Here is a 26,832-nt window from a genome sequence, read left to right on the forward strand (position 1 = left end):
ACTCACCTTTCGTCAGCTTCTATTGTACGCCCACGTTCGGCAGGCAAGGGCATTTCCAACAGCAACTGCCCCAGTGTTTTACCTTGTGCGTCGCTGCGCAACCGGTTCTGCAAGATACCACGGATGACAAAATTCAGTGCGCCGAGATTCTTCAGTTCATAGCGCTCGACCGATTGGACACCTAGCGGCTGCAAGAACGCTGCCACGCGATCCGCCGTCAACCAAGCTTCCAGAAATCCCCAATCGTCATCGGATCGCAACAAGACTCCGATATTGGCCGATGTCCCTTTATCGCCGCTGCGTGCAAACGCGATCGATCCCAAACGCGAAGCGATTGTTGCGGGTGCGTCTATGCCGGTTGTCATTTCCGATTCCGATTCACCTTCGCAATACTGACTGGCGATTCCACCTTGCACCAAAAGCGTCTTCTCCTGAGTTTCGGAAGCACTCGGCGACGGGTCGTCCGTCGAGGTGTCATCGGTTTGGATCGCGTCGACACGTGGCGTGACGCGATCTCGATCGATCAAACAGGGCCAATACCGGATCACCGGTCGCACGCGTGGACGTCCCTCGGCGTAGCCGGTGGTCCCTTGTGGCCCGGCGGTAATCAAGGGCATCAATTCGCGAGCGAACCGCTCAGCCGCGGCTTGCGTTTCCGATTCGATTGCGATCCGCAGAACGACTTCACCAAAGACATCCGGATCGCCATCGCTGTCTTGGCATAAAACGCTTCCAGCACAAGCACCGCTCCCCAGACATTCGATCACGCTGTCGCGAATTTCGAATCCCGCTTCGCTCACGCGTTGCAAAACCATCTCGCCGCATCGCTTCGCTTTGCGGACCGCATCGCGCCCCACGATAACCAGTGTCCCCGCCGCGCGAAAGCCATCGCGTAGAGTTGCACTGACCTTATATTGTTCGGGTCGCGGATGACCAACCGCACCGGAGACTCGCACCCGATTGGATCCCAAATCTTCGACCCGCAGTCCATCGAAGCGGACACAAACACCGGGACTTCGGTAGTCGCGGGGATCGCCGATTTCGTAGACCAATTGCTCGCGAACCGTCGTCGCCGTCACGCGTCCTCCCGTGCCGTGCGGTTTGCTGACGATACAGTTTCCCGAGTCGGCGACCTCGACGATCGGGAATCCGATGTTGGCGGGGTCGGGAACATTTAGCCAATCGGTGCTGATCCCACCGGTCACTTGAGTTCCGCATTCGATCAGATGGCCCGCCACCGTCGCGCCGGCCAAGCGATCCAGTTCGCTCTCTTGCCAGCCGAAATGATGCAGACAAGCCGCCACGACCAGCGATGGGTCAGCGACGCGGCCCGTGATCACGATCTGGGCTCCATCGGCCAGCGCTTGGGCGATCGGACCGGCTCCCAGATACGCGTTGGCCGTCACGATCCGATCGACGTTGTCAGCTAGTGATTCGCCGTCGTCCAAGTTTTTGAACTCCTCCGCGGCAGCGGACGACCGGAGTTCGTCCAAGACGTCGTCGCCGCTGACGATCCCGATCCTTAGCGACGGACATCCCTCCTGTTCCAGCGCCCTACGACACGCATCGGCACAGGCAGCTGGATTTAGTCCGCCCGCATTGGCGAGCACTCGGCAGCGGCCTCCCGCCGCCCAATAAGGAGCCAACGATCGGATGACATCGACAAAATCGCGAGCGTAGCCCAGTTCTGGATTCAGTTGTCGCTGCATCGCCAGGATCGACATTGAGACCTCGGCCAGATAGTCCAGCGTCAGGTAATCCAGCTCGGGTTCCAGATTCAACATCTCCGCCGCCGCTGCGCTGCGATCACCCCAGAACGCTTGTGCATTTCCGATTCGAATCGAACGCGACATGATTGGTTATGGCCTCGTGGTTGTCTTCCGGTTTGCCTCTCGTCCCGGGGCCTGACAGCCCCGGCAGATCTTGTGTCGGCCTATCGGCCTGGTTCTTAAACAACCTCCTTCGCATCTCTCTTCAGCCCGGTAGGGCGGCAAATCTATTGCCGGTGGTGTAAGCCACCGGGAAATGGCAGTGCCCTATGCGGAAAAGCCCGGAGGGCGGCATAGGGATTGAACCTTATGTCGGCCTATCGGTCTTGTCGATCTGTTGTTCTTTCTTTCCGGGGCCTCACGGCCCCGGCAGTTGTTGTGTCGGCCTACCGTCCTGGTGTGCATTTGACTGATTTCCCCACTCTCACCTGAGCCCGATAGGGCGGCACATCCAATGCCGGTGGTGTAAGCCACCGGGAACTGGCAGTGCCCTATGGCCCAAAGCCCGGAGGGCGGCATAGGGATCGAACCTTGTGTCGGCTTATCGGCCTTGTCGATCTGTTGTTCTTTCTTTCCGGGGCCTCACGGCCTCGGCAGTTGTTGTGTCGGCCTACCGGCCTGGTGTGCAGTTGACTGATTTCTCCACTCTCACCTGAGCCCGTCAGGGCGACACATCTAATGCCGGTGGTGTAAGCCACCGGGAACTGGCAGTGCCCTATGCGGCAAAGCCCGGAGGGCGGCATAGGGATCGAACCATGTGTCGGCCTATCGGCCTTGTCGATCTGTTGTTCTTTCTTTCCGGGGCCTTACGACCCCGGCAGTTGTTGTGTCGGCCTATCGGCCTGGCGTGCAGTTGACTGATTTCCCCACTCTCACCTGAGCCCGATAGGGCGGCACATCCAATGCCGGTGGTGTAAGCCACCGGGAACTGGCAGTGCCCTATGCGGCAAAGCCCGGAGGGCGGCATAGGGATCGAACCATGTGTCGGCCTATCGGCCTTGTCGATCTGTTGCTCTTTCTTTCCGGGGCCTCACGGCCCCGGCAGGTCTTGTGTCGGCCTATCGGCCTGGTTTGCAAACAACCTCCTTTGCACCTCTCCTCAGCCCGATAGGGCGGCAAATCTAATGCCGGTGGTGTAAGCCACCGGGAACCGGCACAGCCATAAACGATTAAGCCCGGAGGGCGACACACTTCTCGATGAGTCCAACAACATTCCCCCCCCTAAACCTGCAACACTCCCGTTCTGAAATTTTGTTGATCCGTTGTCGGCAACAGATCGAGCGCCGTCTGCAACCAGAGTCGCGTTTCGTGCGGCGGGATGATCGCGTCGACCCAACCGCGCGCTGCACCGAAGCGGATGTCGGTCTGTTCTTGATATCGCTGGCGGATCGAATCTCGCAGCGCGTCGACTTCCTCGTCGGCCAGTGAGCGACCGTTGCGTTGGGCTTCGCGCAACTGCAATTGCAGCAACGTATCGGCCGCTTGATTGCCTCCCATCACGGCGTACTTTGCCGAGGGCCAGGCGAGGATCAGCGCGGGGTCGTACGCTTTTCCGCACATCGCATAGTGCCCCGCACCAAACGATCCGCCGATGATCACTGTCAACTTCGGAACGATCGAATTACTGATCACATTGACCAACTTGGCTCCGGCGCGGATGATCCCCGCTTGCTCGGCCTGTTTGCCAACCATAAAGCCCTGCACGTCCTGAACGAAGACGATCGGAACTCGCATCTGATTGCAGTCCATCACAAACCGAGCGGCTTTGTCGGCGGCGTCGGGATAGATCACGCCGCCGACTTGAAGCTCACCGTCGGCCGCCCGGCATCGCCGTTTTTGGTTGGCGACGATTCCGATTGGATGCCCGCCGATCCGAGCGAACACCGCCACAATCGTCTGCCCAAATTCCGCTTTGTATTCTTGCAACGAATCACCATCGACGATGCATCGCAACACGTCGCGGACGTCGTACTCCTGCCGCCCGTCCGCCGAAACGATGTCGTAAACCGAATCGCAATCTCGCTCGGTCCCCACGTCACAAATGTCGCTCGCTCGCGACCGATCGATCGGCAACAGATCGACCAGCGACCGCAAGCGGTTCAAGCAAGCGGGATCGTCCGGTTCGTGAAAGTCGACGGTGCCGCTGATCGCTGCGTGCATCGACGCCCCGCCAAGCTGTTCGGGATCGGCGGTTTGGCCGATCGCCGCTTTCACAAGCGCCGGTCCCGCCAGACACATCTGGCTGCCATCGGTCATCAGCAGCTTGTCGCACAAAACTGGAAGGTATGCTCCGCCGGCGACACAGTTTCCCATCACCGCCGCGTATTGGATCACTCCCGCGGCCGAGAGGACTGCGTTGTTGCGGAAGATCCGTCCGAAGTCGTCTTCGTCGGGAAAGATCTCGTCCTGCAGTGGCAAAAAGACGCCGGCTGAATCGACCAGATAGATCACCGGAATACGAAACTGATAGGCGATCTTCTGTGCTCGCAACAGCTTCTTGACCGATTGTGGAAACATCGCTCCCGCTTTGACCGTTGCGTCATTGGCGGCGATCAGACAACCGCGACCTTGAACAAAACCAATCCCCGTGACGATTCCCGCTGCCGGAACGCCGCCCCATTCTTGGTACATCCCATTCGCCGCCCAGAGCCCCAGTTCCAAGAAGGGTCGCCCGGGATCCAACAACAATTCCAACCGCTGACGCACCGGCAATCGGCCGTGCCGCAACTGTCGCTGCTGCCCCTCGGCACCGCCTCCTTCACGGAGCGTCAACTCTTGGCAAGTGATTCGTTCGGTGAGCTCTCTCAAGCTGGTCATCCGAGGTCTCTCATGAGGTTTCCACAAGATGATCGATGAATCGATCGATCGACATTGCGTCCAATCCGTCATCGTCAAAACAGCGCTGCAATAACTCAACTCGCTGGGGACTGAAGCGCGTTGCCACGTTGCTGATGAACTTTTCCCGCAGCAGTGGTTTCGCTTCGTCGCGTCGACGTCGATGCCCCAACGGATATTCGACAACAACGCGCTGGCTTGCCGAACCATCGTCATAAAACAACTGGACCGCATTGGCGATCGAACGTTTGTCGGGATCCAGATAGTCGCGTGAGTACCGCCGGTCTTCGACGACTTCCATCAGCGATCGCAGCCGATCGATCCGCGGATCGGAGGCGGCATCGGCTTCATAATCCTCCGCCGCAAGACGTCCTTTCAGCAGCGCAACCGCCACGATGTACTGCAAACAATGATCGCGATCGGCCGGATTGTGCAGCGTTCCCGTCTTGTCGATGATCCGGATCGCCGATTCCTGCGTCTCGATCCGAATCCGTTGGATGGAATCCAGTCGCGATCCGGCTTGTGGCGACAATGCGATGGCCGCTTCGGCAGCCGTCTGCGCATGGAACTCGGCAGGAAACGCGACTTTAAACAACACGTTCTCGATCACGTAACATCCCAGCGGTCGCGGCAACGCGATCGGTTGGCCGGCGAACAACACGTCTTCAAATCCCCACTGCGGAGTCGACAATGCGGTGGCATAGCCTCGCTCGCCAGCGACGCTCCAAAGCGCTAACTGCACGCCACGCCGCGTCGCATCCCCCGCGGCCCAACTCTTTCGCGAACCGGTGTTGGGGGCGTGGCGGTAGCATCGCAGGGCGCCGCCGTCGACCCAAGCGTTGCTGACCGCATCGATCACCTGCTGCCGCGTGCCTCCCAACAGTTGAGTCGCCACGGCGGAGGTCGCGATCCGGACCAACAGCACATGATCCAAGCCGACTCGATTGAAAGAGTTTTCCAGCGCCAAGATCCCCTGGATTTCATACGCCTTGATCGCAGCGGACAAGACGTCGCGGACCGTCAGCGGATTACCTTGCCGAGCTTGATAGTCCGCTACCGCCAAGATGCCGCCAAAATTGTCGGACGGATGGCCCCATTCGGCTGCCAGCCAGGTGTCGTTGAAATCGAGCCAGCGGATCATGCATCCGACGTTCCAAGCCGCCGCGACCGGATCCAAACGATAAGCCGTGCCCGGCACTCGCGCTCCGTTTTCCAATGTTGCTCCGGGAACGACGGGCCCCAACAACCGGGTGCACTGCGGATGGTTGAGTGCTAACAATCCGCAACCGAGGCTATCGAACAGGCACAGCCTGGCGGTGGCCCAGGCTTCTTCGCTAAAGTTCGCCGGGGCGCAGACATAATCGGCGATTTGTTCCAACAACGGATCGGTCTGCGTTGTATCGCCCGCAGCGATCGCACGCGGTTTCGCAGCGTGTGCGTTCATTGAGCGAACGTCGCGGCGCGATCGCAACGCGGTGTCGATCGCTGCGGCAAGCGTTTCGATCCCTGTCCGATCCGCAACCGACGTCTGCACGATCGCTACCGATGGTGAATCGGAACTCGTCAATTGTTGTCGCAGATCGGCGACTGTCGCATCGGCTCCAGGCAGGTCCGATTTATTGACGACCACCACGTCAGCGACTTCCAAGAGGCCGGCTTTCTCCCATTGCAAATCGTCGCCGGTCTGCGGTTGCAGCGTCAGGACGACGACGTCGACCAGATCGCGGATTGCAACATCCCCTTGCCCGACGCCAACGGTCTCCACGAAGATCCGATCGAATCCGAAGGCTTTCATGATTCGCAGTGATAGCGCTACCGACGAGGCCACGCCTTGCTGCCCCGACATCGTGGAAAGACTGCGAACGAACAACCGCTTGGTCGCCGATCCGGTCGCGATCCGGCAACGGTCTCCCAACACCGCCCCGCCGCTGATCGGACTCTCCGGATCGCAAGCCAACACGCCGACCGTGGCTCCACGATCGACATAATCGTTGACCAACAATCCCAGCAGACTGCTCTTGCCCACACCGCCGCTGCCGGTCAACGCGATCACCTCCGCATCGCGCGGCGACGCGCTCGCATCCTGCCCGCGTATCGCCGCCGCAATGGTCGATCGATGCTCCTGTTTACAGGCCAAAGACAACAACCTCGCCAGTGCCACTCGATCGCCGCGGCCCAATCGTTGGGCAAGCGATGGAATCTGGTTGCGAGAGCTATCGTGCGGCATGGGAGAATCTCAGCTGTTGCAAAACTCGACGATCGAAGGAAGGGGCGTCCCGGGGCCGAAACAGCCGCGAACTCCGAGTTCGATCAGTTTCGCCTGGTCGGCTGGCGGAATGATACCGCCGACAATCACGCCGATATGGGAGAGTTCTCGTTGGCGGAGCGCTTCCAAAAGCGCGGGAACCAGAGACATATGAGCACCATTGAGAATGCTGACGCCCAGCCAGTCGACGTCTTCGTCAGCCGCGGCTTGGACGACGGCATCGATCGATTGCCACAGACCGCTGTAGATTACGTGGAACCCCGCGTCGCGCAAGCCTCGGGCGACGACCTTGATCCCGCGGTCGTGACCGTCGAGTCCAACTTTGGCTAACAAAATTCGTTGAGCAAGTGGAGGTCGGTTCATATCACCATGCCGCCGAAGGTCGGAAGCGGCCATAGACATCGGCCAAGGCGTCGACACATTCCTGCACCGTCGCCCGGTCGTCGGCCGCTTGCAGCAGACTGGACATCACGTTGTCACGATGTTCGGCAGCGTGCCGCAGCGCGTCGAGCGAACGCGTCACATCGGCACCGCTGCGGTTTTGTTTGACGGCGAGTAGGGCATCGATTTGATCGGGTTCGGTCGCCGGGTCGATCTCCATCACCGCGATCGGATTGCGATCGGGCTGTTGAAACGCATTGACGCCAACGACCAGCTTCTCGCTGCGATCGACAGCGGTTTGATATACGAAAGCGGCATCGGCGATCTGGCGACGGAAGTAGCCATTCTCCACGGCGGCGATCATGCCGCCCTGATCGGCGATCGCCCGAAAGCAAGCGTCTGCGTCCTGCTTCATCTTGTGCGTGAAAGACTCCACAAAATAGCTGCCGCCCAACGGATCGACAGTATTGGTAACGCCGGTCTCGTGCGCCAGCACCTGCTGAGTTCGCAGTGCCAACGTGACCGCTTGTTCGCTGGGCAAGGCAAACGTTTCGTCCATCGAATTGGTATGCAACGACTGACAGCCGCCAAGCACTGCGGCCATCGCTTGATAGGCGACTCGCACAACATTCACTTCCGGCTGCGCCGCTTGCAGCGAACAACCGGCCGTCTGCGCATGGAACCGCAGCTTCCACGAAGCTTCCGATTTCGCACCATAATCATCGCGGATCATCTCTGCCCACAACGCTCGCGCCGCCCGATACTTGGCGACCTCTTCAAACAAATCGTTGTGCGCGTTGAAGAAGAAGCTGAGCCGCGGCGCGAACGCATCGATACTGAGCCCCCGTTCGAGACACTTCTGTACATAATGCTGCCCATCGGCCAGCGTAAACGCCAGCTCCTGCTGCGCCGTCGAACCGGCTTCGCGGATGTGGTATCCGCTGATCGATACCGGATTCCACTGAGGAACATAGCGGGTGCAAAACGCGATCAAATCGACCACCAGCCGAACCGAAGGCTCCGGCGGAAAGACAAATTCGTTCTGCGCATGGAACTCTTTTAAGATGTCGTTCTGAATCGTGCCTCTCAGCTGACGCCAATCGCAGCCGCGCTGCCGAGCCGCTGCCAGATAGAAGGCCATCACTACGATCGCCGGAGCGTTGATCGTCATCGAGACGGAAACCTTCTGCAGATCGACGCCATCGAAAAGTGCCAAGATATCGTCGATAGTGTCGACGGCGACGCCCAAGCGGCCGACTTCGCCAACCGATCGCGGGTCGTCGCTGTCCAACCCCATCAGCGTTGGCAGATCAAAGGCGGTGCTGAGGCCTGTCTGCCCCTGATCCAAGAGAAAGCGGAAGCGGCGATTTGTATCGCGAGGTCGCCCAAAGCCGGCGAACTGACGGATCGTCCACAACCGCCCGCAATACATCGATTCGTGGATGCCGCGGGTGTAGGGGAACTGTCCAGGCCGACCAATCTCCCCCTGCGCCGAAAAGTCCGCCAGGTCGGCGGGACTGTACAACGGCTTTATCGGAACGCCGCTGAGCGATGTTCGGAAAGCGGGTGATTCGGCGGCAACGAAATTCATCGCGACACTCCCTCGAGATGGGTACAATGCATTATATGCACCAACGCCCGCAACAAATCAAAAGCGCAATCGCCTCGCTCCGCACCTGCCGTGCGGTTTCGCCACCAATGGCGGCAGAGTTTAGGTAATTTCGGCAACTCCCAACGGAATGCTAATCCGGGGCCAGTCGAATCGGACACTCTGTTGCGAATCGATCGTTGGGCATTTTTCGTTTCTCAGAAACAACCATGTCGTCTTCGCAAACTGTCACCGCCGGGGAACGTTTGTGGTCCGCCGTCGACCGCGAGCGACCGTTGCAGATCGCGGGAGCTGTCAACGCGATGTCGGCCCTGATCGCCGAACAGGCCGGGTTTCGAGCTCTCTATCTGTCGGGCTCCGGTGTCGCCAGCGCGTCGCACGGGTTGCCCGATTTAGGCGTGACGACGATGCACGATGTATTAGAGGATGCGCGACGCATCACTTCGGCGACCGAATTGCCGCTGTTGGTCGATGCCGATACGGGTTGGGGCGATTCACGGATGATCGGCCGCGCGACACGTGAACTGATCCGCTCTGGTGCAGCCGGGCTGCACTTGGAAGATCAGATCGCGGAGAAACGCTGCGGCCATCGCCCCGGTAAACGACTGGTTCCGGCAATCGAGATGCAAGATCGATTGAAAGCCGCATTGGACAGCCGAACCGATGACAGGTTCGCGATCATGGCTCGAACGGATGCTGTCGACGTCGAAGGGGTCGATGCGGCGATCGATCGAGCGGCGCGATACGTCGAGACCGGGGCGGAGATGATTTTTGCGGAAGCTGTTGCGTCGCTGGACGATTACAAACGCTTCACCGCCGCGTTCGGAGTGCCCGTGTTGGCGAACATCACCGAATTCGGAAAGACGCCGCTGTTCACGGTCGAGCAATTGAGATCTGCCGGAGTGCGGTTGATATTGTATCCGTTGACAGCGTTTCGCGCGATGAATGCTGCCGCGCGGAACGCTTACGAAACTTTACGCCGCGACGGAACGCAGGCGGAATTGATCGCCGCGATGCAAACTCGCGAGGAATTGTACGACGTGTTGGATTATCACGCCCAAGAACCGGATTAAGGATAACGCAACGCAAATCAACCGTAGAGGACTGTCATGATTCTCACGAATTCAACGGGCTTGGCAGGCGTGGTCGCTGGCGAGACGGCGATCAGCACCGTGGGCAAGCAAGGCGTCGGTCTAACCTACCGCGGTTACACCATCGAAGACTTGGCGGAGCATTCGACGTTTGAAGAGGTGGCGTGCCTGCTGATACACGGCGAACTGCCAACTCCCGCCGAGCGCGATCAATTCCTCGCCAAACGGATCGCCCAGCAACGGCTATCGGACGAGATGATGTCGTTTTTGGAACAGTTGCCCGACACCTCGCATCCAATGGACGTGTTGCGATCGGGGACGTCGCTGCTAGGTTGTTGGGAACCAGAACATTCGATCGATCAACAACAACGCATCGCCGCGCGGTTGCTGGCTGTCTTCCCATCGATGATCTGTTATTGGTACCGGTTCGTAAACGATCGGTTCCGGATCGAAATTGAATCGGAACAAACAACCGTGGCAGGGCACTTTCTGCAGCTATTGCACAGCGGTGCGCCATCGGAAGTCGATCGCCGGGCGTTGGATGTGGCGTTGATCCTGTACGCCGAACATGAATTCAACGCGTCGACCTTCGCCGCTCGCGTGACAGCTTCGACCGGATCGGACCTCTATTCGGCAATCTGCACCGGAATCGGCACGCTGCGTGGTCCGCTGCACGGGGGTGCCAACGAAGCGTCGATGAAGTTGATCTCTAACTTTACCGATCCCGAACAAGCGGAGCAGGGAGTTCTACGCAAGCTCGCCCGGCGCGAGAAGATCATGGGATTTGGACACCGCGTTTACAAGTCGACCGATCCGAGGTCGGAGATCATGAAACGCTGGGCACTGACGTTGTGCAAACAGACACGTCAGTTGAAAACCTATGCGGTTGCTGAACGGATCGAAACGGTGATGCAACGCGAGAAGGGATTGTTCCCCAACCTCGACTTCTACAGCGCGGTGGCATTCCATTGTTTGGGAATCCCCACCGCGCTGTTCACTCCGCTATTCGTGATGGCTCGAACCGCGGGCTGGTCTGCTCATGTCTTTGAACAACGATCCAACAACCGCTTGATTCGCCCGACCGCAAACTACATCGGCCCCAGCCAACGCCCGCTTGTGCGGCCACATCAACGTACGTGAGCCCTTCGCGGAAACATCATCCCGGTGGTTTGTCAAACTTTGATTTTAGTACTGATGGTAGTGGACGAGGTCACGAGTCCGCATAATCTCTGGCGCGAAAGGACTCGTGACCTCGCCCACTACCCTAAAGTTTATTGTTGACGCTGCACTAGAAGCAGAACTCGATCGATCCGTTGAAGACATAGGCGCTGTCGGTCGTCAGCGTCGTGGGCCCACCAAGAAACTCGAGCGGGTGGTTGATCTGGGCCATGTCGTCGAAGTACTTCACTCCAATCATGGGTCGAACCAACCAGCCGCCGATGCAGATATCGGTTCGCATCGCCAGTTCGGCCGTCGTCGTCGTCTGTTTCAGCCCCGTGCTCAGGTCCCCTTGCGCGGCCAACCCACCACCGTTGAAATGGAGCGTGCTGGTACCGAAGTACTCGGCGTCCATCTCATAGATACCGTAGCGGGCGTCGAAGTAGCAGATCTGGCCAAAGATCGACTGTCGCAGCGTGCCGCGAAACTCACCGCCGAGGTAGTTGGTGTCGAGATCTTCGATGGATTGTCCGCGGCGGCCGTCGCCAAACCGTGCATCGGTCTGGAAATCTTGATCGAACAACATCCAACTGAAACCACAACCGATTGTGATGTCGCCCAGGCCGATCCAATCGAGACTGAAGCGGTCGCGCAAACCTACGTATTTGTGCAGATGAAAGACATCGCTGTCCACATCCATCGTCAACGATTCGCCGCCGACTGTCGCCATTCGCCCTCTCCCGTCGAGAGTCACGAATCCGTAGCTGGCAGTCGGATCGTTGTCGGTGAACGTTCCGCTCGACCCCATCGATCCGATTCCGGCAATCTGCAGGTCGGATTCAAACAGCGTTCGCGTGGGGGCAAAGTGGTAGAATCCACCAAGGGTCAATTGGGCTCCGACATCGGTCTGATCGTCGGAGAACAGATCGGTACTCGATCCGCCGTCCGAAATCGTACCGGCTTTATATTCGGGTAAAACAGGCACCCAAGCACCTGCCGAAAGGAACAAATCTGCCTGCGCACTAGCTTCTCGATCGATCGCAGCGGTTGCCAAAGCGATCGCCAATGAGAATGCCAAACGCGCGGAGGAGTGCTTTTTATGCACGGGGAGGACCTCCTAGTTTAGGAAATAGAGTCGTGTAAGAAGTTCTTTCGACCCCGGCTTCAACGCGACGCTAGCATTTCCAAACGGAGGCCGTGGAGATTCTCGAACCGCGGGCCGCTTGAACGCTCCAGCCAAACCTAAGCGGCTTGGCAAAGCAGACACGTTGGATTGATTCTGCCAGCGGCAATGTCTAGGCTGAGCGGCCGATGCGACTGGAATCTCAATGATCTTGGTTCTAGGCTTAACCTATGTAATTTGTTCCCAATCCGTTCGCGCCCCGGTCGCGGACTTTGCTGGAGATATCCGATGCGTGGTTTTCATAAATTTCAACGCCCGCTCTTGATCGCCGCCGCTTGCGTCGCCGCGATCCAGAGCGTCAATGCAGTAGACAACGGAGTCGAACAACCGATGAGTGCAATGCTGGAACCATGGACTGGCCCCTTTGGCGGCGTCCCCCCTTGGAACTTGGTCCGCCAAGAAGAGTTTGTCGCCGCCTTCGATCAAGCGATCGCTCAGGCGCAACAAGAGATCGATACAATCGCTAACAATCCCGAACCGCCAACCTTCGAGAACACAATCGTAGCGCTCGAAAAAGCCGGTCGCACGTTGGAACGGCTCGATACGCTCTTCAGCGTTCACTCGTCGAATCTGAATCTCGGTCCGGTCCCCGATATCGAACGGGCGGTCTCGCCCAAGCTGGCCGAACATGCGGACAAGATCACGCAAAACGAAAAGTTGTTCGCGAGGATCGAAGCCGTTTTCCAAAGCGATGAGAAATCGAATCTGACGCTCGCCCAACAACGTCTGCTGGACGACCGCTACCGAAACTTTGTTCGCAAAGGGGCCAAGCTGGAACCCGAAGCGAAGAAGAAGCTGTCGCAGATCAACATGCGGCTGGCCAGCCTGTTCACCGACTTCAGCCAAAACGTTTTGCACGATGAACAGAGCTACGTCACCTGGATCGACGACGAAGCTCGCTTGACGGGTCTTCCCGATTCGGTCGTCGCCGCGATGGCGTCGGCCGCTGAAGAACGTGGCAAGCCGGGGCAATGGGCCGTCACCAACACGCGCTCCTCGATGGATCCGGTTTTGACCTACGCCGACGACCGTCCGCTGCGCGAAGAGGTGTGGCGCACCTATTACAACCGCGGCGACAACGGCGACGCTCACGACAACAACACGCTGATCGCCGAGATCCTGAAGTTGCGTCGGACGCGAGCGAACATGCTGGGCTATCCAACGCACGCTCACTGGCGGTTGGAAGGAACGATGGCCAAGACTCCCGAAGCGACGATGGATCTGATGATGCAGGTCTGGCCCAAGGCGGTCGCTCGGGTTCAAGAAGAAGTTGCCGACATGCAGCAGATCGCTGACCAATCGGGAGCGAAGATCAAGATCCAGCCGTGGGACTATCGCTATTACGCCGAGAAGGTGCGGAAGGCGAAATACGATCTCGATTTCAACGAAGTCAAACCGTACCTGCAGTTGGAAAAGCTGCGTGAAGGAATGATGTGGGCCGCGGGCGAGCTGTTTGGTCTGCAGTTCAAAGAGACGACCGATCTGCCCGTCTTCCATCCCGACGTCCGCGTCTGGGAAGTGAACGATGCCGATGGCAACCATGTCGGTCTTTGGTACTTCGACCCGTACGCTCGCGAAGGCAAGCGGAGCGGAGCGTGGATGAGTGCCTATCGGGCTCAGGAAAACATCGACAAGCCGATCACGACGATCGTTTCGAACAACTCCAATTTTGTCAAAGGTGCCGCCGGCGAACCGGTTCTGATTTCCTGGGATGATGCGGTCACGCTGTTCCACGAATTTGGACACGCCCTGCACGGCTTGTGCAGCAAAGTCCAATACCCATCGCAATCGGGAACCTCCGTCGCCCGCGATTATGTCGAATTCCCCAGCCAATTGTTGGAACACTGGCTCGACACGCCTGAGGTGCTCAGCCGCTACTGCGTCCATTGTCAGACCGGCCAACCGATGCCTCAGGAACTGCCCGACAAGATCGCCAACGCGGCGACCTTCAATCAAGGCTTTGGAACCGTTGAATACCTTGCCAGCGCGTTCATCGATATGAAGCTGCACACGTCGGATCGCGACGAGATCGATCCCGATGCGTTCGAGCGCGAAACGCTGAAGGCGATCGGGATGCCGGAGGAGTTGCCGATGCGACACCGCACGCCCCACTTCCAGCACATCTTCGCCAGCGACAGCTATTCGGCCGGCTACTACAGCTATCTGTGGAGCGACGCGTTGACTGCGGATGCGGCGGAGGTGTTCGACGAAGCGGGCAGCTACTACGACCCTGCGACAGCGAAACGGTTGCACGATTCGGTGATGAGCGTCGGCGACACGATCGATCCGGCCGACGGATTCCGGGCGTTCCGCGGACGCGATGTCGACACCAGCGCCCTGCTCCGCAAACGTGGCTTCCCGACGAAGTAGTCGCGTTTCTCGACGCTGCATCGTCAAACCGCGCGGGAAGCGTCCCGCGCGGCCGCAGCGATCCGCTCCGAGGCTCGGTCACATTCCGAGATTGGACCGGGTCTGCGGCAATTTGAGTTCTCCGAGGTGTTCCCAGCGGAATTCTCCTCACCGAACCTCTCCTGTCAGGCAACAAAAGCCCTGAAAAGAGTGGCGGCAATTTTGCTTTCGCAAGGGGATATCCTACGTTTGAATCGCACAGGACCTCCCCTTCGATTCGAATTTAGGCAACCAACAACGATGACAACTGCGACCGCAACGACCAAGTTAAGCGAAGTTTTAACCGCCGCTCAACTGCCGGCGTTGCCGCAAAGTGCGATCACCTTGTTGCAACTCTCGCAAGATCCCAACAACGGTCCCGCGGAATTCGCTCGCCCGATCGAAGCGGATCCAGGTCTTCTGGGACAGGTGCTCAAGTTCGTCAACTCCGCTTATTTCGGCTTTTCCCGCGAGATCGCCAGCGTCCAACAAGCCCTGACGCTTGTCGGCGTCCGAGCGATCACCAACTTTGCACTTTGGAGTGCTGTCTTCAGCCTGGTACCGAATCCAAAGTTTGGTGCTTTCGATCTGAAGGGACTTTGGCAGGATTCGCTGCGTCGCGGGCTGTTCGCACGCCTGTTGGGCCGCCAGTTAAAACTGCGTGAAGCGGAAGATCTGTTTGCCGGAGCGTTGCTGCAAGACATGGCGATCCCGTTGCTGTTGAAAGAATTGCCCGAACAATACGCGCCGCTGCTGGCTCGCCGCGTAAGCGAAAACGCTCGGCTCAGTAGCCTCGAAAAAGAGTTCTTCGGGTGGGATCATGCCGAAGCCGCCGGCGTGTTGGCTCGCAAGTGGAACCTGCCCGAAGAGTTTGCTGGACTGATGGAAAACCACACGCAATTGGATCATCTGCTCGCTGGCGGCGATTCGCTTCGCGGCCGCGCCTGCGTCGCCTTGGCGTCGTTGTTGCCCAGCTGCAACGATCCGAACTGGAACGAAAAGGACTTGTTCGTCGCCGGCTACCGACAGCTCGTCGGATCGACCGACGACCTCAAATCGCTGCTGCAAGACGTCGATGAGAGCGCCGAAAAATTCGCTCCGCTGCTGAAGCTGCCCGTGCCGCAGGTCAAACTGACCAATCTGGTCTAGTTCGGCCCAACCGGACCGCCGCGATAGATCAAGCACCTAGAAAATAGAGACTCGCTTGATAGGTGATCAGCGCGCCGACGTAAGCGACAAGCGTCATATAGACCAACTGGAACGCGGGCCACTTCCAACCCTTCAACTCGCGTTTCACGACGACCAACGTCGGGAAGCACTGCATCGCGAAGATGTAGAAGATCAACAAGCTCAGGCAGGTCGGCGTCGTAAAGACCAGACTGCCACTGGCGTCGCGAGCCTGGCGCAGCGAACCGAGCAAGCCCTCCTCCTCGTCTCCCGCACCGTACAAAACGGCCAAGGTCGAGACCATTACCTCGCGAGCGGCAAACGAATTGATCACTCCCACGCTCAATCGCCAATCGTAGCCCAGCGGTGCAAAGGCGGGTTGGATGAACTTACCCATCCGGCCAGCGATCGAATATTCGCTCTGCGCCTGAGCCAACATCGTGTCGTAGGCGTCGGCGTCGCCGGTCGCCTCGACTTGACTCAGCTGATCCTGCCAGCTGGTCGGCAGCATCTCAGGAGTCGCTTTGGGATAGGTGGCCAACACCCAGAGGACCAACGAGAAGACTAAGATCGTCGTTCCCGCCTTGCGAACAAACAGACGCGATTGATCCAGGCTGGTCGTCAACGCATTGCGCAGCGACGGCAGGCGATAGGGTGGCAGTTCGATCACCAACGGTTTCGTTTTGCCCGGCAAAATGGTGCGTCGGAAAACGAAACTGATCGCCAAAGCGCCGATGATGGCGATTGCATATGCCGCGGCAAACGTCAGCCCCGCCAAGACGGCGTTGTCAGGGAACATCAACGCCACGACCATCGCAAAGACGGGCAGGCGAGCCGAACAGGTCATCAAAGGAATGATCAGGATCGTGTTCAATCGGTCGCGGCGATCATCGATCACGCGGCTGGACATGATCGCGGGAATCGCACACGCGTGCGCGGCCAGGAAGGGAACAAACGCTTTGCCCGGCAGACCAACACGATACATCAAGCGGTCCATCACAAAAGCGGCTCGCGCAAGATATCCCGAATCTTCCAACAGCGTGATCATAAAGAAGAGGATGAAGATCTGCGGCAGGAAGACCAACATGCCTCCCACGCCACCGATCAATCCTTCGGTGATCAGATCGCGGAAATCGCCTTCGGGCAGAAAGCCGCCGACCAGTTCCGACGTGGAGGCGAACATGCCGTCCAACCAATCCATCGGGAACGAGGCTAACCAGAAGATCAACATGAACACGACCGCCATCAACGTGGCAAAGCAGGCGAGCCCCACCCAGCGATGCGTGACGATCCGGTCGATTTTTTCATTGGTATAGGTCCGCGCGGTCTGTTCCCCTTGCACGCTGCGACGGGTCAGGTCGGTTGCCCAGCGGAAGCGACTGGAATATTGGCATCCGCTGCATCCAGCGCACGCGGCCGCACTGCCGCACGTGCCGGCAACCGGTTGTTTCACCAACGCGTTCAACTTGTTCAACAATTCGTCCAGGTTGCGACCGTGCCGGGCCGCAATCGGGACGACTTCGCATCCCAGTTCTTCGCTCAACTGCTCGACACTGATCTCCAGCCCATTGGCTTCGGCTTCGTCGATCATATTGAGTGCGACGATCGTCGGTCGGCCAAGTTCCAGGATCTGGCTGCCGAAGACGAGGTTGCGGGTCAACTGCGTCGCATCCAAAACCAACACGATCACATCGGGGATTGCTTTGTCCCCCAATTTTCCCATCAACGCATCGCGCGTCACTTCTTCCTCGGGACTGATCCCTTCGAGACTGTAAGCTCCCGGCAGATCGACCAATTGATGGACTTCGCCCTCCAACACGATCGTCGCTTGGCGATGATCGACCGTCGTGCCTGGGAAGTTTGCCGTTTTGGCGCGCAATCCCGTCAACGAATTAAAGAGCGTTGTCTTCCCGGCGTTGGGGTTTCCGACCAAAGCGATCGACATGGACGCTTGGGATGTCTGCCCCAGGACGGGCAACGGAATCGAAGTCGCTTCAGACACGTGGCAGTCCAAATCGAAGGGTTTTGATGGTGGGGGCAAATACTGGAGCAAGCATCGCGATGGTCGCTACAACGCGGCGCCGGCGGCGACCGGTTCGTCTTCGATCATCACATGCGCAGCGATCCGTCGCGAGATACCGATCCGCGTTCCGGCGGACGCCAAAATCAGCGGGTCGCCATTTTGGACGACTTCAACCGTCATCCCTGGGCAGATCCCCAGCGTCCGAATCCGAATCGAATCTTCATCCGATAGATTGAATCGCAGAACCATCCCCGATGAATTGGCTGGTAAATCAGCCAGCGAACGTGCATGCATTGCGTATCTCAACGAAAGAAGGAGTGCCAAGTCGGTGAACGGCTGCTCGCCGCGATGGCTTCTCGAAACTTAAGGTAGGTCGCCCAAACGTCCAACATCTATTGCCAGACGCCGCCGACAGGATGGGTATCGAACACATTCGAGCAAGCCAGCCTCAACGCCGCCACGCTAGATGAGAATCGATATCAATATGCTATCCGCGACGCGTCGGATGTTCAAGACCTCGCGGCACCGAACGCCGCCCGCGGATCTCCCGTGGTTGCGGATTTCCAGCCGATTGCGACAATGAAGGATCGTTATGTAGTCTGCCGCCCTGAACGCTGGAAGCTGTCTTTATGTCGTCTGCCGTCGGAAAAGGATCAAGCTTAATTGATCCAACCTTTCTTTTTGAGTTTTCCGTCGCACTCAAACGAGCGCCGTTGAAGTGGGGCAAGACCGGCGTTCGCCTGGATGAAAGCTATCGCATTCCCGCGTTTGGCACGCTCGCAGGTCGGCCGCACTATGCCGATCTCCGCATGGGATGGAACGAAAACGGGATCGGTTTTCGCGTCGAGGTCGTCGGCAAAGCTCAAATGCCTTGGTGCCGCGAAGCCCGCGTCGAAGAGAGCGATGGGCTGCATCTGTATATCGACACGCGCAACTCACCCGGCATCCACCGCGCCAATCGCTACTGCCATCAATTTGCCTTTTTGCCGATGGGTGCGAGCGTAAAACGGGATCAACCCGTCGCTCGAATGCTCAATATCCATCGAGCTCGCGAACTGCCCACGCCGGTCGATTCCGATGCGTTGCAGGTTCACAGCACGCTGAAAAAGCACGGCTACGAAATGAGCGGCTTGATCCCAGCCAAGGGACTCACCGGATACGACCCCAGCGAATACCCACGGATTAGTTTGTGGTACGCGATCGTCGACCGCGAGATCGGCTGGCAAACGCTCTCTCTTGGCCCCGAATACCCGTGCCAAGAAGATCCCACGCTCTGGGCAACTGCCGAACTGGCGAAAGACTAACAGCGCCACCAGCCCGCCGAAGCTGTGCGTTAAAGCGACGGTGGGCACGCGACACTCTCGAATTCGCCTTCCGTACGGTAAGTGCGAGTCAAACTGCACCTCGTGCAACGTCACTTGCCCACCGAGGCTACAAAATCGTCAACGGGTTGCGGCGTTCTTCCCCCATTGCCGCCGACGTGGTTGCTAGATCCGCCGGATCGTTCGCGCCACGTCGAGGCAGGAACGATCCCATGAAATGGAGAGAGCCTCTCCGCTACGGCTTGCTGAACAGTTCAAATTGAAGCGGATCGTTTGATTCCGGTTTCACCTCTGCCGTCAATCCGCTGGTAATGGCGTCGGCGTATCGTGTTGGGATGAGCGATTTATCCGACGGAGGCTCAGGAGCTTCGGGGTCGAACGGAACGACTTCCATCGCCTGGACACCGACCTTGTAAGAACCTGGTTTTACCCCATCGTTCGGCTCAAACGTACGCAATTGAAAGGTACCATCGGCGCCGATTTGGCCAAAGGCAACCTGACCGGTCGTCCCCTTGGATGTGTCGGGAATAAATTCAACCGTCCCCGTCTGCAACGGTTCACCATCGATGGTCACCTTGCCCGAGACCGGGATCAGCCCAGGATGCCCCGAAGGACCACACCCCACCAGCGCAAAACAACAGGTCGCCACGACACAAACATCGAGCCAAGTTTTAGACAAGCGTTCTATTCTCATTATCGATTCAATTGCAATAGGTTAAAGTGCGCAAAATACCGACTGGCAGTTCGTTGTCCACGAACTGCCAGCAACGGTTTACTCATGATTTCCATACCGATTGTCAAGCAAGTGACAACGTGAGGCTGCACGCTCCGCTACCAGGGCGCGACCGTTTCGTTCCCGCCCTTTGTGCTGATGGCGCGCCAAGTGAGGATATCGACCGTCTCCGCAGCGAACCGAACGCTTCCATCGGCCATCACGATTTGGACCCCGCCTGGATGCTGAGAACTAAATGGCAACAAAGTCCAATCGTTCGCTTGATTGCCGGTATAGGGCGTCAATTGGTTGGGTCCATACCGCGTGCCCCGTGTCGAGCCACTACCTTCCAAATAGATCCCGCCCACCCAAGGACTCCAGCGCGAGTTGACTTTCCAGGTGGACCAACCGATATCCTTCATAATCGTCGGCCGAAATTCGGCATACATCATGGTATTCGTGGTGCCATCGATGACATCTGCCATCCGAGTCTTACTGTTCGCGAAGAACATCCCGTAGCGACTCGAATCGCCCAGAGTCGTCGTCGACTTAAAATTCTGATGCCCGGTCGGATGATAGCCGCCAACAGCTAAGTAGTTACTGATCACAGCATCGAATGATGGATTCGAGCCACCATATTGATAGAACTGGTCCTTACCCGATTCCTCTCCGGCATACGAAGGACACAGATAGGCATCGATCCGTGTCGCGGCAATCTTGTGGTTCACTGGAGCGCAAAAACTGACGTTGAAGTCGACCTGATCGTACAACGGCCCTTGCTCGATGTAGGGCAAGATGTGAACCAACGGTCCAAATTTGTTATCCAAATCGGTCGACGACGATGTGAAAGCGGTTCCAATACTTCCTGGAGGAAATCGCAGGTGCGTGTCGTGGTAGTTGTGCATCGCCAAACCAATCTGCTTCAGATTGTTAGAGCATTGCATTCGCCGAGCGGCCTCACGCGCCGCTTGGACCGCCGGCAACAGCAGCCCCACCAAGATCCCGATGATCGCAATCACTACCAACAGTTCAACCAGCGTAAAACCCTGCGATCGCAGGCCGCCGTTCGATTTCAATCGATTTATCATCTGGCAATCTCCGAATGGTCGAGTGCTCGCAGCGCGAACCCTCCACCAAACTCATACATTGTTAAACCAAGCTAACAGTGAACTCCAATGCGCTACATTTCGATCGAATATCGCATCGACAACGCGCGAGATCTAATTTCCGAACCTGCAGCGGTTCAATCGGAGCACCGTTTTGCGGAAAGATAATTGACACACACAAACTGACTTGGGTGCCAGATTACACATGAAGAAGGGTGAATCTACAGATTTCCCGCAAACCCTTCAAGTTACCATGATAAACAAACCAAACCGGCCCGCACAAATGATCCCCTTCACAGTAACACTGCCGATATATAGACAGCCAAACCATGGTAAACTACACACCCTGTATGCCCAACAATTCAAGTGTTGAGTTTTCCTAAGTAGTGATGTAGGGCAGAGCTTCTGTCGTACGCGATTTAGAGAATCGTCAGTGGGTTGCGGCGTTCTTCGAGAGTGCCTCGGGTGACGCCGACGCGGTTGCTGGCTCGCAATTGCGTCCAGACCTCTTTGCCCGTCACCTCGCCGCGCAACAACTGTTGATACAGTTCGATCGTCCGCGCGATCTCGGGCCCCGTCTCTTCCAACAGCTCGATCCGCATCGCCGCGACGCCGGCGGAGATCAGCGACGGGACGATCTCTGCGGCGCTCTGAGCCGCCGCATTGAAGAGTGTATTGCGGCAAGCGACGTCGGCTTGCAGCGGATGTTCCATCCCCGCCCGATCGCGCAAGTGAACGACATGCCGGTCGCATGGCCTGCCACAGTTGGTCTTGTTGGTTCCCGGTGACAGCACGCTGCAGAAGACACAATGCTCCATGTGGAACATCGGCATGTGTTGGTGCACGACGATCTCCAACCATCCGCTCGGAACCGCTTCGATCAGTTCGGTCAATTGCTGCCGATTCAGATCGTACGACGGAGTGATCCGCGTCGCTCCTTGTGCGATCAAATGATCGGCGGAGATTTCATTGGTCGCGTTCAGCGAAAAGTCGGCGATCACTGGGAAGCCTTCGTTGCGATAATATCGCAGGCCGGCCAAATTGCGAACCAGGTAGCCGTCGGGCTGATGGCGTCGCATCGCGCGGAACAGCCCGAATTCGTCGGGCTTCTGAATCCGCGGCGTCGCCAGCACGATCCTGGCTTCGGCCTGCCGCGCCATCGCCACCGCACCGCGATACTCGCGGATGTCGTGGAAATCGGCATACAGATCCCGCATCCCGGCGTCGATCGCCGACTGCATCTGGTCCATCGTGCGACATAAAATGTGCAGCGTCGGCACGCGGCCCGCTTCGCTCGCTGCTGCGGCTTGCGTTTTCGAAACACTCTGCTGCAGATCGGCCAGCGCCGATTCGCAGTACCGCCGCGGCGGCCGCGCGATCGCTTGAGCTTCCAGCGCCGCGACCAGTTCGCGTCGCAACCGTCCCAACACGCTCAGCGGCAACATTGGACGGCCGACGATCTTGGCCGAGAGCGCCGTCAATTCAAACGCGGTCCCGCCCATCCGCCCCAACTGGGCGTGAAGCGTTGCTTCGTCGATCGGATGCTTGCGAGCTTCGACCATCGCTTGGTCCGATTCGATTTCGACCGGTGCCATGCCAGCCGCTTCGGCGACGACGCGCAGCGGTTGATCGACTGCGGCTGTCACGCGCAAACGCAGCGGACGCCGGCGGACCGGATCGGTTTGCGAATAGCTTCGCTTGAGCTTCTGGTTCAGCTTCGGATCATCGGTCTTCCACATCGCTTGGCCCGGTTCCAGCAGATCGAAATCGATCGCTCCGGTTCCGAACTGCAGTTCGACTCGCGAAGGATCCTCGCGATCCAACGCGCGGACATCGAACAGCCGTCCGCCCTGTTCGGCTTGCTGATCCCGATCGCCATCGAAGACGACCCCATCGCCGCGATTCAGCGGGATCTCCGCGTCGACGATCACGCCGCGACGATTCGTTGCGATCACCGTTCCCGCCCGGACGCCACGCTTAGCGGAACTCTGCCCGGGGACCAAACGCTTGTGCTCGCAACCCTCCAACCAGCCCGGCGAGAAGCCGCGCGAAAAGGAAAGCTCCATCTCGCGGACTTCGGTCTCGGTCAGATGGACCGCGCGGCCTGCCATCGCGTCGTCGATCGCCTTGCGATAATGCCGAACGATGTTGGCGACATATTCGGGCGTCTTCAATCGCCCTTCGATTTTTAGCGAACAGACGCCGGCATCGATCAGGTCGGGGATCAACGCGTATCCCGCCAGATCCTGAGGACTCAACAGATACTTCTGGTCGCCCAGATCGCGGTCCTGGCCATCGACGATCAGCTCGTACGGCAGACGACAGGCTTGCGCGCACTGGCCGCGATTGGCACTGCGGCCCCCCAGCGATTCGCTGGTCAGGCACTGGCCGGAATAGGCGACGCATAACGCGCCGTGAATGAAACACTCCAACGGCATCGTCGTCTTCTGAGCGATCGCCTTGATCTCGCGGACCGACAGTTCGCGGCCGACGACCACGCGTTCGATCCCCAGCGATTCGATCTCGTCGATGCATTGGGCGCTGGTCATCGTCATCTGCGTCGACGCGTGGATCGGCAGGTCGGGAACCAGTTGCCGGACCAAGCGAACCAAGCCGAGATCTTGCACCAGGACGGCGTCGACGTTGGCGTCGGAGATCTGTCGCAACAGGTCGGCGATCGCCGGCAGTTCGCTGGGAAAAATCAGCGTGTTCAGGGTGACGTAGCCCGCCAGTCCGCGGCTGTGCAGCAGATCCATCACCTCAGGCAAATCGGCGGGGCCAAAATTATGGGCCCGAGCCCGGGCGTTGAATCCACAGTCGAGGCCGAAGTAGACAGCATCGGCACCGTTTTCGATCGCCGCGCGAACGCAATCGATGTCGCCCGCCGGAGCAAGCAGTTCGGGAGGCAGGGGCGATGGGCGATCGAGCGATGAGGTGGACAAGGTAGATTTTTGCGGTTGGGGAACAGAGGCGTGGGAGGCTCGACAAACGCAGCCTCATCGCACTCTCGCATTGTAGCGTACGTTCAACTTTTTAGCCCGACCGCACTTTCCCCGTTTTGACACCTCCGGGCTGGAAACCTGCCTGCACGTGGTATCATCACCCGCACGAAAACGAATTGTTTCCCACCGGACCGCAACCGATGAAAACGGCCACTCGCCATCGACTGCTCTATTGGTACCTGCTGCTGTTTGGCGGCGTCGTCTTTTCCGCCTTCTTCGCGGCCGCGATGCCTGGATCGTGGATGATCGCGACAGCGGAATTCTTTGAAATCGACGGCTTCCCCGACCACCGGCTCACCTGGTACCTGGCTCGGCACCTGTCGGTGGTCTACGGAATGCTAGGCGTCGCGGTCCTGGAACTGGCCCGCGACCTGCCGCGATACCGAGCGTTGGTGTTGAAGCTCGGCTGGGGGATCGTTGTCCTGGGCGGTTTGCAATGGTGGGTCGACCTAGCGACCGGCATGCCCGCGATCTGGACTTATGGAGAAGCGATCAGCACCGCCGCTGGCGGCGCTGTCATCGTCTATCTGGCTCGCGGCTCCGAAGAGCCGCCCGCCGACGTCGACTACTGATTGACCAATTCGGAAACGTAGATCATCAGCCCTTTATAGGACAGGTCGATCGCTTGACCGCTGACCGGCACGGGACCGTCCAGATCGGGATAGATATCCGCTGGCGAAGGCGCCGTCGTGTCGACAAACAGATTCCACTTCATCCCACGGCCGTGCAATGGCATGTTGAAGGTCTTCCGCTCTCCGGTCGAATTGAAGAACATCACGACATCGCGTCCCATCCCGTCGGGATCGTCGGCTTTCAACGGTGCGGCCAAATAAGCCGACATCGCCAATTCGGGTTGATGCCAATCGAGCGCGTCGCCGTTGGCGTTGAACCACGAAACGTCAGGGATCTTGCGACCGTTTTCAGGTCGCCCGGTGAGGAACTTCTTGCGTCGCATCGTCGGTTGGTCGCGGCGGAATTTGATCAGCCCCTGGACAAACCGAACCATCGATTCGTTCTTCTCGACCAATCGCCAATCGAACCAACTGATGTCGTTGTCCTGGCAGTAGGCGTTGTTGTTTCCCTTTTGCGTGCGTCGGGTTTCATCCCCCGAAACCAGCATCGGAACGCCTTGGCTGAGCAACAGCGTCGACAGCATGTTCTTGATCTGACGTTCACGAACCGATTGGATCCCGCGTCGCCGCGTGGGGCCTTCGATACCGTAGTTGTCGCTGATGTTGTGGTTGTCGCCGTCGCGATTGTCTTCGCCATTGGCCATGTTGTGCTTGTCACGGTACGACACCAGGTCGTTCATCGTGAAGCCATCATGCGACGTGACAAAGTTGATGCTGCAGAACGGAGCCCGACCAGCGTGTTGGTACAGGTCGCTGCTGCCCGCCAGGCGAGTTGCCACGGCGCCGAGCGTTCCGCCATCGCCACGCCAGAAACCGCGAACGTCATCGCGGAAGCGACCGTTCCATTCGGCCCAACGCAGGTCGCCAAACGAGCCGACTTGGTAAGCTCCCGCGGCGTCCCAAGCTTCAGCGATGATCTTGGTGTCTGCCAACATCGGATCTTCGGCGATCAATTCGACCATCGGCGGGTTGGGGACCAAGTTGCCGTGCCGATCGCGACTCAAGATGCTCGCCAGATCGAACCGGAAACCGTCGACGTGGTAGTTGTGCACCCAGTGTCGCAGGCAATGGAAGATCATCTCGCGGACAACCGGATGGTTTCCGTTGACCGTGTTTCCACAACCGCTGTAGTTCGTGTAGTGCTCTTGTTCGGAAAGGATGTAGTAGACCGAATTCTCGAGCCCCTTGAAGCTCAACGTCGGTCCCTGTTCGTTCCCTTCACACGTGTGGTTGAAGACGACGTCCAGGATCACTTCGATCCCGGCGGCGTGCAACGCCTTGACCATCTCTTTGAATTCGTTGACCTGCGCCCCCGGCTGCTTGCCGGCCGCATAGCCACGGTGCGGCGCGAAGAAGGCCATCGGGTCGTAGCCCCAATAGTTCGGCCGTTCCAGTTTTTCGCCGTTGGTCGCTTCGATCGGGAACTCGTGAACCGGCATCAACTCGACAGCCGTTACGCCCAGCGACTTCAGGTACGGTATCTTTTCGATCACGCCCAGGTAGGTGCCGGGATTTTTGATCTTCGCCGTCTTGCTTTTGGTAAAGCCGCGGACGTGCATCTCATAGATCACCGAATCGGAAAGATCGTGCCGCAAGTGGCGATCGCCTTCCCAATCGAAGCTGTCGTCGACGACGACGCACTTCGGCGGACGGGTGATCCCGTCTTCGTTCGATTGGAACTTGCCAGCCAATGCCTTGGCGTAGGGATCGATCAATCGCGCCGAAGCGTCAAACCGCTGGCCGCGTTCAGGATCGAAAGGTCCACTGGCTTGGAAGTGATACAGCTGGCCCGGCTTGATATTCGGAACCTGAATGCTCCAGATGTCCCCCCAGCGGTCGACGTCGCGATCGAATTCGATCACCTGCGACGGATCGCGGTCGTTGACGTTCTTGTAAAGCAGCAAACGCATCGAGGTTGCAGAACGGCTGTAAACAGAGAACTGGACGCCATTGGGCTTCACGACCGCCCCGTAAGGCAGTTGGTAAGCGAATTGCAACTCGGGGTGCGGGTGACGCATGAGCATATTTCGGAGATCCTTCTGGAGCATGACTCAAGGGGTACTTTCATCGACAGGCTTCAAATTGCCTATGTAAAAACAATACCCCCCGCTGCCGATGTCGGCTGGAATCTTCGTTCAGCTTCGTTCAATTTTCTTTGAGCGACGGCCGAACGGATCATCTAGCGAAC

At 58.4% G+C, this 26,832-nt stretch carries 18 protein-coding genes; 6 read left to right on the forward strand and 12 right to left on the reverse strand.

Annotated features, from left to right (window positions below; translation table 11 throughout):
• Nucleotides 1–2 precede the first annotated feature (2 nt).
• From Poly24_RS17815 to Poly24_RS17835, 5 genes are all read right to left on the reverse strand, one after another.
• Nucleotides 3–1,853 (reverse strand): acyclic terpene utilization AtuA family protein, encoded by a 1,851-nt coding sequence (locus Poly24_RS17815; protein WP_145098450.1) that lies wholly within the window; start codon nt 1,851–1,853, stop codon nt 3–5.
• Between the two features lie 1,137 nt (nt 1,854–2,990).
• On the reverse strand, nt 2,991–4,586 hold the full coding sequence (locus Poly24_RS17820) for an acyl-CoA carboxylase subunit beta (protein ID WP_145098453.1): 1,596 nt from the start codon (nt 4,584–4,586) through the stop codon (nt 2,991–2,993).
• 10 nt (nt 4,587–4,596) lie between these two features.
• Complete coding sequence (locus Poly24_RS17825; RefSeq protein ID WP_145098456.1) at nt 4,597–6,831, reverse strand: bifunctional 2-methylcitrate dehydratase/aconitate hydratase; 2,235 nt, start codon at nt 6,829–6,831, stop codon at nt 4,597–4,599.
• 9 nt (nt 6,832–6,840) lie between these two features.
• Nucleotides 6,841–7,233, reverse strand: coding sequence for a cobalamin B12-binding domain-containing protein (locus tag Poly24_RS17830; RefSeq protein WP_145098459.1), 393 nt, complete (start codon nt 7,231–7,233; stop codon nt 6,841–6,843).
• 1 nt (nt 7,234) lies between these two features.
• Entirely contained in the window at nt 7,235–8,842 is a 1,608-nt protein-coding gene (locus Poly24_RS17835; RefSeq protein WP_145098462.1) for an acyl-CoA mutase large subunit family protein, read from the reverse strand.
• Between the two features lie 227 nt (nt 8,843–9,069).
• Between Poly24_RS17835 and prpB the strand changes: the two genes are divergently transcribed.
• Nucleotides 9,070–9,933, forward strand: coding sequence for a methylisocitrate lyase (gene prpB / locus Poly24_RS17840; RefSeq protein WP_145098465.1), 864 nt, complete (start codon nt 9,070–9,072; stop codon nt 9,931–9,933).
• Between the two features lie 36 nt (nt 9,934–9,969).
• Nucleotides 9,970–11,091: a citrate/2-methylcitrate synthase gene (locus Poly24_RS17845; protein ID WP_145098468.1), complete on the forward strand. Its 1,122-nt coding sequence runs from the start codon at nt 9,970–9,972 to the stop codon at nt 11,089–11,091.
• A gap of 148 nt (nt 11,092–11,239) precedes the next feature.
• Here the strand turns inward: Poly24_RS17845 and Poly24_RS17850 are convergent, their stop codons facing one another.
• The gene (locus tag Poly24_RS17850) at nt 11,240–12,214 is read right to left on the reverse strand and encodes a hypothetical protein (protein ID WP_145098471.1); all 975 of its coding nucleotides are present in this window, start codon (nt 12,212–12,214) and stop codon (nt 11,240–11,242) included.
• A 306-nt stretch (nt 12,215–12,520) separates the two neighbouring features.
• Here Poly24_RS17850 and Poly24_RS17855 point away from each other — a divergent pair, with 306 nt between their 5' ends.
• Together Poly24_RS17855 and Poly24_RS17860 are read left to right on the forward strand one after the other, a co-directional pair.
• A complete protein-coding gene (locus Poly24_RS17855) occupies nt 12,521–14,662 on the forward strand; it encodes a M3 family metallopeptidase (protein WP_145098474.1) in 2,142 nt (713 codons plus the stop codon).
• 279 nt (nt 14,663–14,941) lie between these two features.
• Nucleotides 14,942–15,829, forward strand: coding sequence for an HDOD domain-containing protein (locus tag Poly24_RS17860; RefSeq protein ID WP_145098477.1), 888 nt, complete (start codon nt 14,942–14,944; stop codon nt 15,827–15,829).
• 28 nt (nt 15,830–15,857) lie between these two features.
• On the opposite strand, the gene feoB is transcribed toward Poly24_RS17860, so the two are convergent.
• Nucleotides 15,858–17,849 carry a ferrous iron transporter B gene (feoB, locus tag Poly24_RS17865; RefSeq protein ID WP_145098480.1) on the reverse strand — a complete coding sequence of 664 codons (1,992 nt, stop codon included), beginning with the start codon at nt 17,847–17,849 and terminating at the stop codon, nt 15,858–15,860.
• 66 nt (nt 17,850–17,915) lie between these two features.
• Nucleotides 17,916–18,164, reverse strand: coding sequence for a FeoA family protein (locus Poly24_RS17870; protein ID WP_145098482.1), 249 nt, complete (start codon nt 18,162–18,164; stop codon nt 17,916–17,918).
• 335 nt (nt 18,165–18,499) lie between these two features.
• Between Poly24_RS17870 and Poly24_RS17875 the strand changes: the two genes are divergently transcribed.
• Nucleotides 18,500–19,174, forward strand: coding sequence for a DOMON domain-containing protein (locus Poly24_RS17875; protein WP_231753206.1), 675 nt, complete (start codon nt 18,500–18,502; stop codon nt 19,172–19,174).
• Between the two features lie 253 nt (nt 19,175–19,427).
• Here the strand turns inward: Poly24_RS17875 and Poly24_RS17880 are convergent, their stop codons facing one another.
• The 3 genes from Poly24_RS17880 to Poly24_RS17890 all read right to left on the reverse strand — a co-directional run bounded on the left by Poly24_RS17880 (nt 19,428) and on the right by Poly24_RS17890 (nt 23,952).
• Nucleotides 19,428–19,871, reverse strand: a complete 444-nt coding sequence (locus Poly24_RS17880; RefSeq protein ID WP_145098485.1) for a hypothetical protein — start codon at nt 19,869–19,871, stop codon at nt 19,428–19,430.
• A 152-nt stretch (nt 19,872–20,023) separates the two neighbouring features.
• On the reverse strand, nt 20,024–20,992 hold the full coding sequence (locus Poly24_RS17885) for a DUF1559 domain-containing protein (protein WP_145098488.1): 969 nt from the start codon (nt 20,990–20,992) through the stop codon (nt 20,024–20,026).
• Between the two features lie 437 nt (nt 20,993–21,429).
• A complete protein-coding gene (locus Poly24_RS17890) occupies nt 21,430–23,952 on the reverse strand; it encodes a DUF3656 domain-containing U32 family peptidase (RefSeq protein ID WP_145098492.1) in 2,523 nt (840 codons plus the stop codon).
• 200 nt (nt 23,953–24,152) lie between these two features.
• Between Poly24_RS17890 and Poly24_RS17895 the strand changes: the two genes are divergently transcribed.
• Nucleotides 24,153–24,584 (forward strand): hypothetical protein, encoded by a 432-nt coding sequence (locus tag Poly24_RS17895; RefSeq protein ID WP_145098495.1) that lies wholly within the window; start codon nt 24,153–24,155, stop codon nt 24,582–24,584.
• Here Poly24_RS17895 and glgX read toward each other — a convergent pair.
• A complete protein-coding gene (glgX, locus tag Poly24_RS17900) occupies nt 24,578–26,668 on the reverse strand; it encodes a glycogen debranching protein GlgX (RefSeq protein WP_145098498.1) in 2,091 nt (696 codons plus the stop codon). The two genes, Poly24_RS17895 and glgX, sit on opposite strands and share 7 nt — an antisense overlap.
• Between the last annotated feature and the right edge of the window lie 164 nt (nt 26,669–26,832).

The sequence above is a fragment of the Rosistilla carotiformis genome, from assembly GCF_007753095.1.
GTDB lineage: Bacteria > Planctomycetota > Planctomycetia > Pirellulales > Pirellulaceae > Rosistilla > Rosistilla carotiformis.

Excerpts from the sequence above, each read along its gene's own strand:
- Poly24_RS17815 (WP_145098450.1), bottom strand. The coding sequence starts at position 1,853 with ATGTCGCGTTCGATTCGAATCGGAAATGCACAAGCGTTCTGGGGTGAT.
- Poly24_RS17820 (WP_145098453.1), bottom strand. The coding sequence starts at position 4,586 with ATGACCAGCTTGAGAGAGCTCACCGAACGAATCACTTGCCAAGAGTTG.
- Poly24_RS17825 (WP_145098456.1), bottom strand. The coding sequence starts at position 6,831 with ATGCCGCACGATAGCTCTCGCAACCAGATTCCATCGCTTGCCCAACGA.
- Poly24_RS17830 (WP_145098459.1), bottom strand. The coding sequence starts at position 7,233 with ATGAACCGACCTCCACTTGCTCAACGAATTTTGTTAGCCAAAGTTGGA.
- Poly24_RS17835 (WP_145098462.1), bottom strand. The coding sequence starts at position 8,842 with ATGAATTTCGTTGCCGCCGAATCACCCGCTTTCCGAACATCGCTCAGC.
- prpB (WP_145098465.1), top strand. The coding sequence starts at position 9,070 with ATGTCGTCTTCGCAAACTGTCACCGCCGGGGAACGTTTGTGGTCCGCC.
- Poly24_RS17845 (WP_145098468.1), top strand. The coding sequence starts at position 9,970 with ATGATTCTCACGAATTCAACGGGCTTGGCAGGCGTGGTCGCTGGCGAG.
- Poly24_RS17855 (WP_145098474.1), top strand. The coding sequence starts at position 12,521 with ATGCGTGGTTTTCATAAATTTCAACGCCCGCTCTTGATCGCCGCCGCT.
- Poly24_RS17860 (WP_145098477.1), top strand. The coding sequence starts at position 14,942 with ATGACAACTGCGACCGCAACGACCAAGTTAAGCGAAGTTTTAACCGCC.
- Poly24_RS17870 (WP_145098482.1), bottom strand. The coding sequence starts at position 18,164 with ATGCATGCACGTTCGCTGGCTGATTTACCAGCCAATTCATCGGGGATG.
- Poly24_RS17875 (WP_231753206.1), top strand. The coding sequence starts at position 18,500 with ATGTCGTCTGCCGTCGGAAAAGGATCAAGCTTAATTGATCCAACCTTT.
- Poly24_RS17885 (WP_145098488.1), bottom strand. The coding sequence starts at position 20,992 with ATGATAAATCGATTGAAATCGAACGGCGGCCTGCGATCGCAGGGTTTT.
- Poly24_RS17895 (WP_145098495.1), top strand. The coding sequence starts at position 24,153 with ATGAAAACGGCCACTCGCCATCGACTGCTCTATTGGTACCTGCTGCTG.
- glgX (WP_145098498.1), bottom strand. The coding sequence starts at position 26,668 with ATGCTCATGCGTCACCCGCACCCCGAGTTGCAATTCGCTTACCAACTG.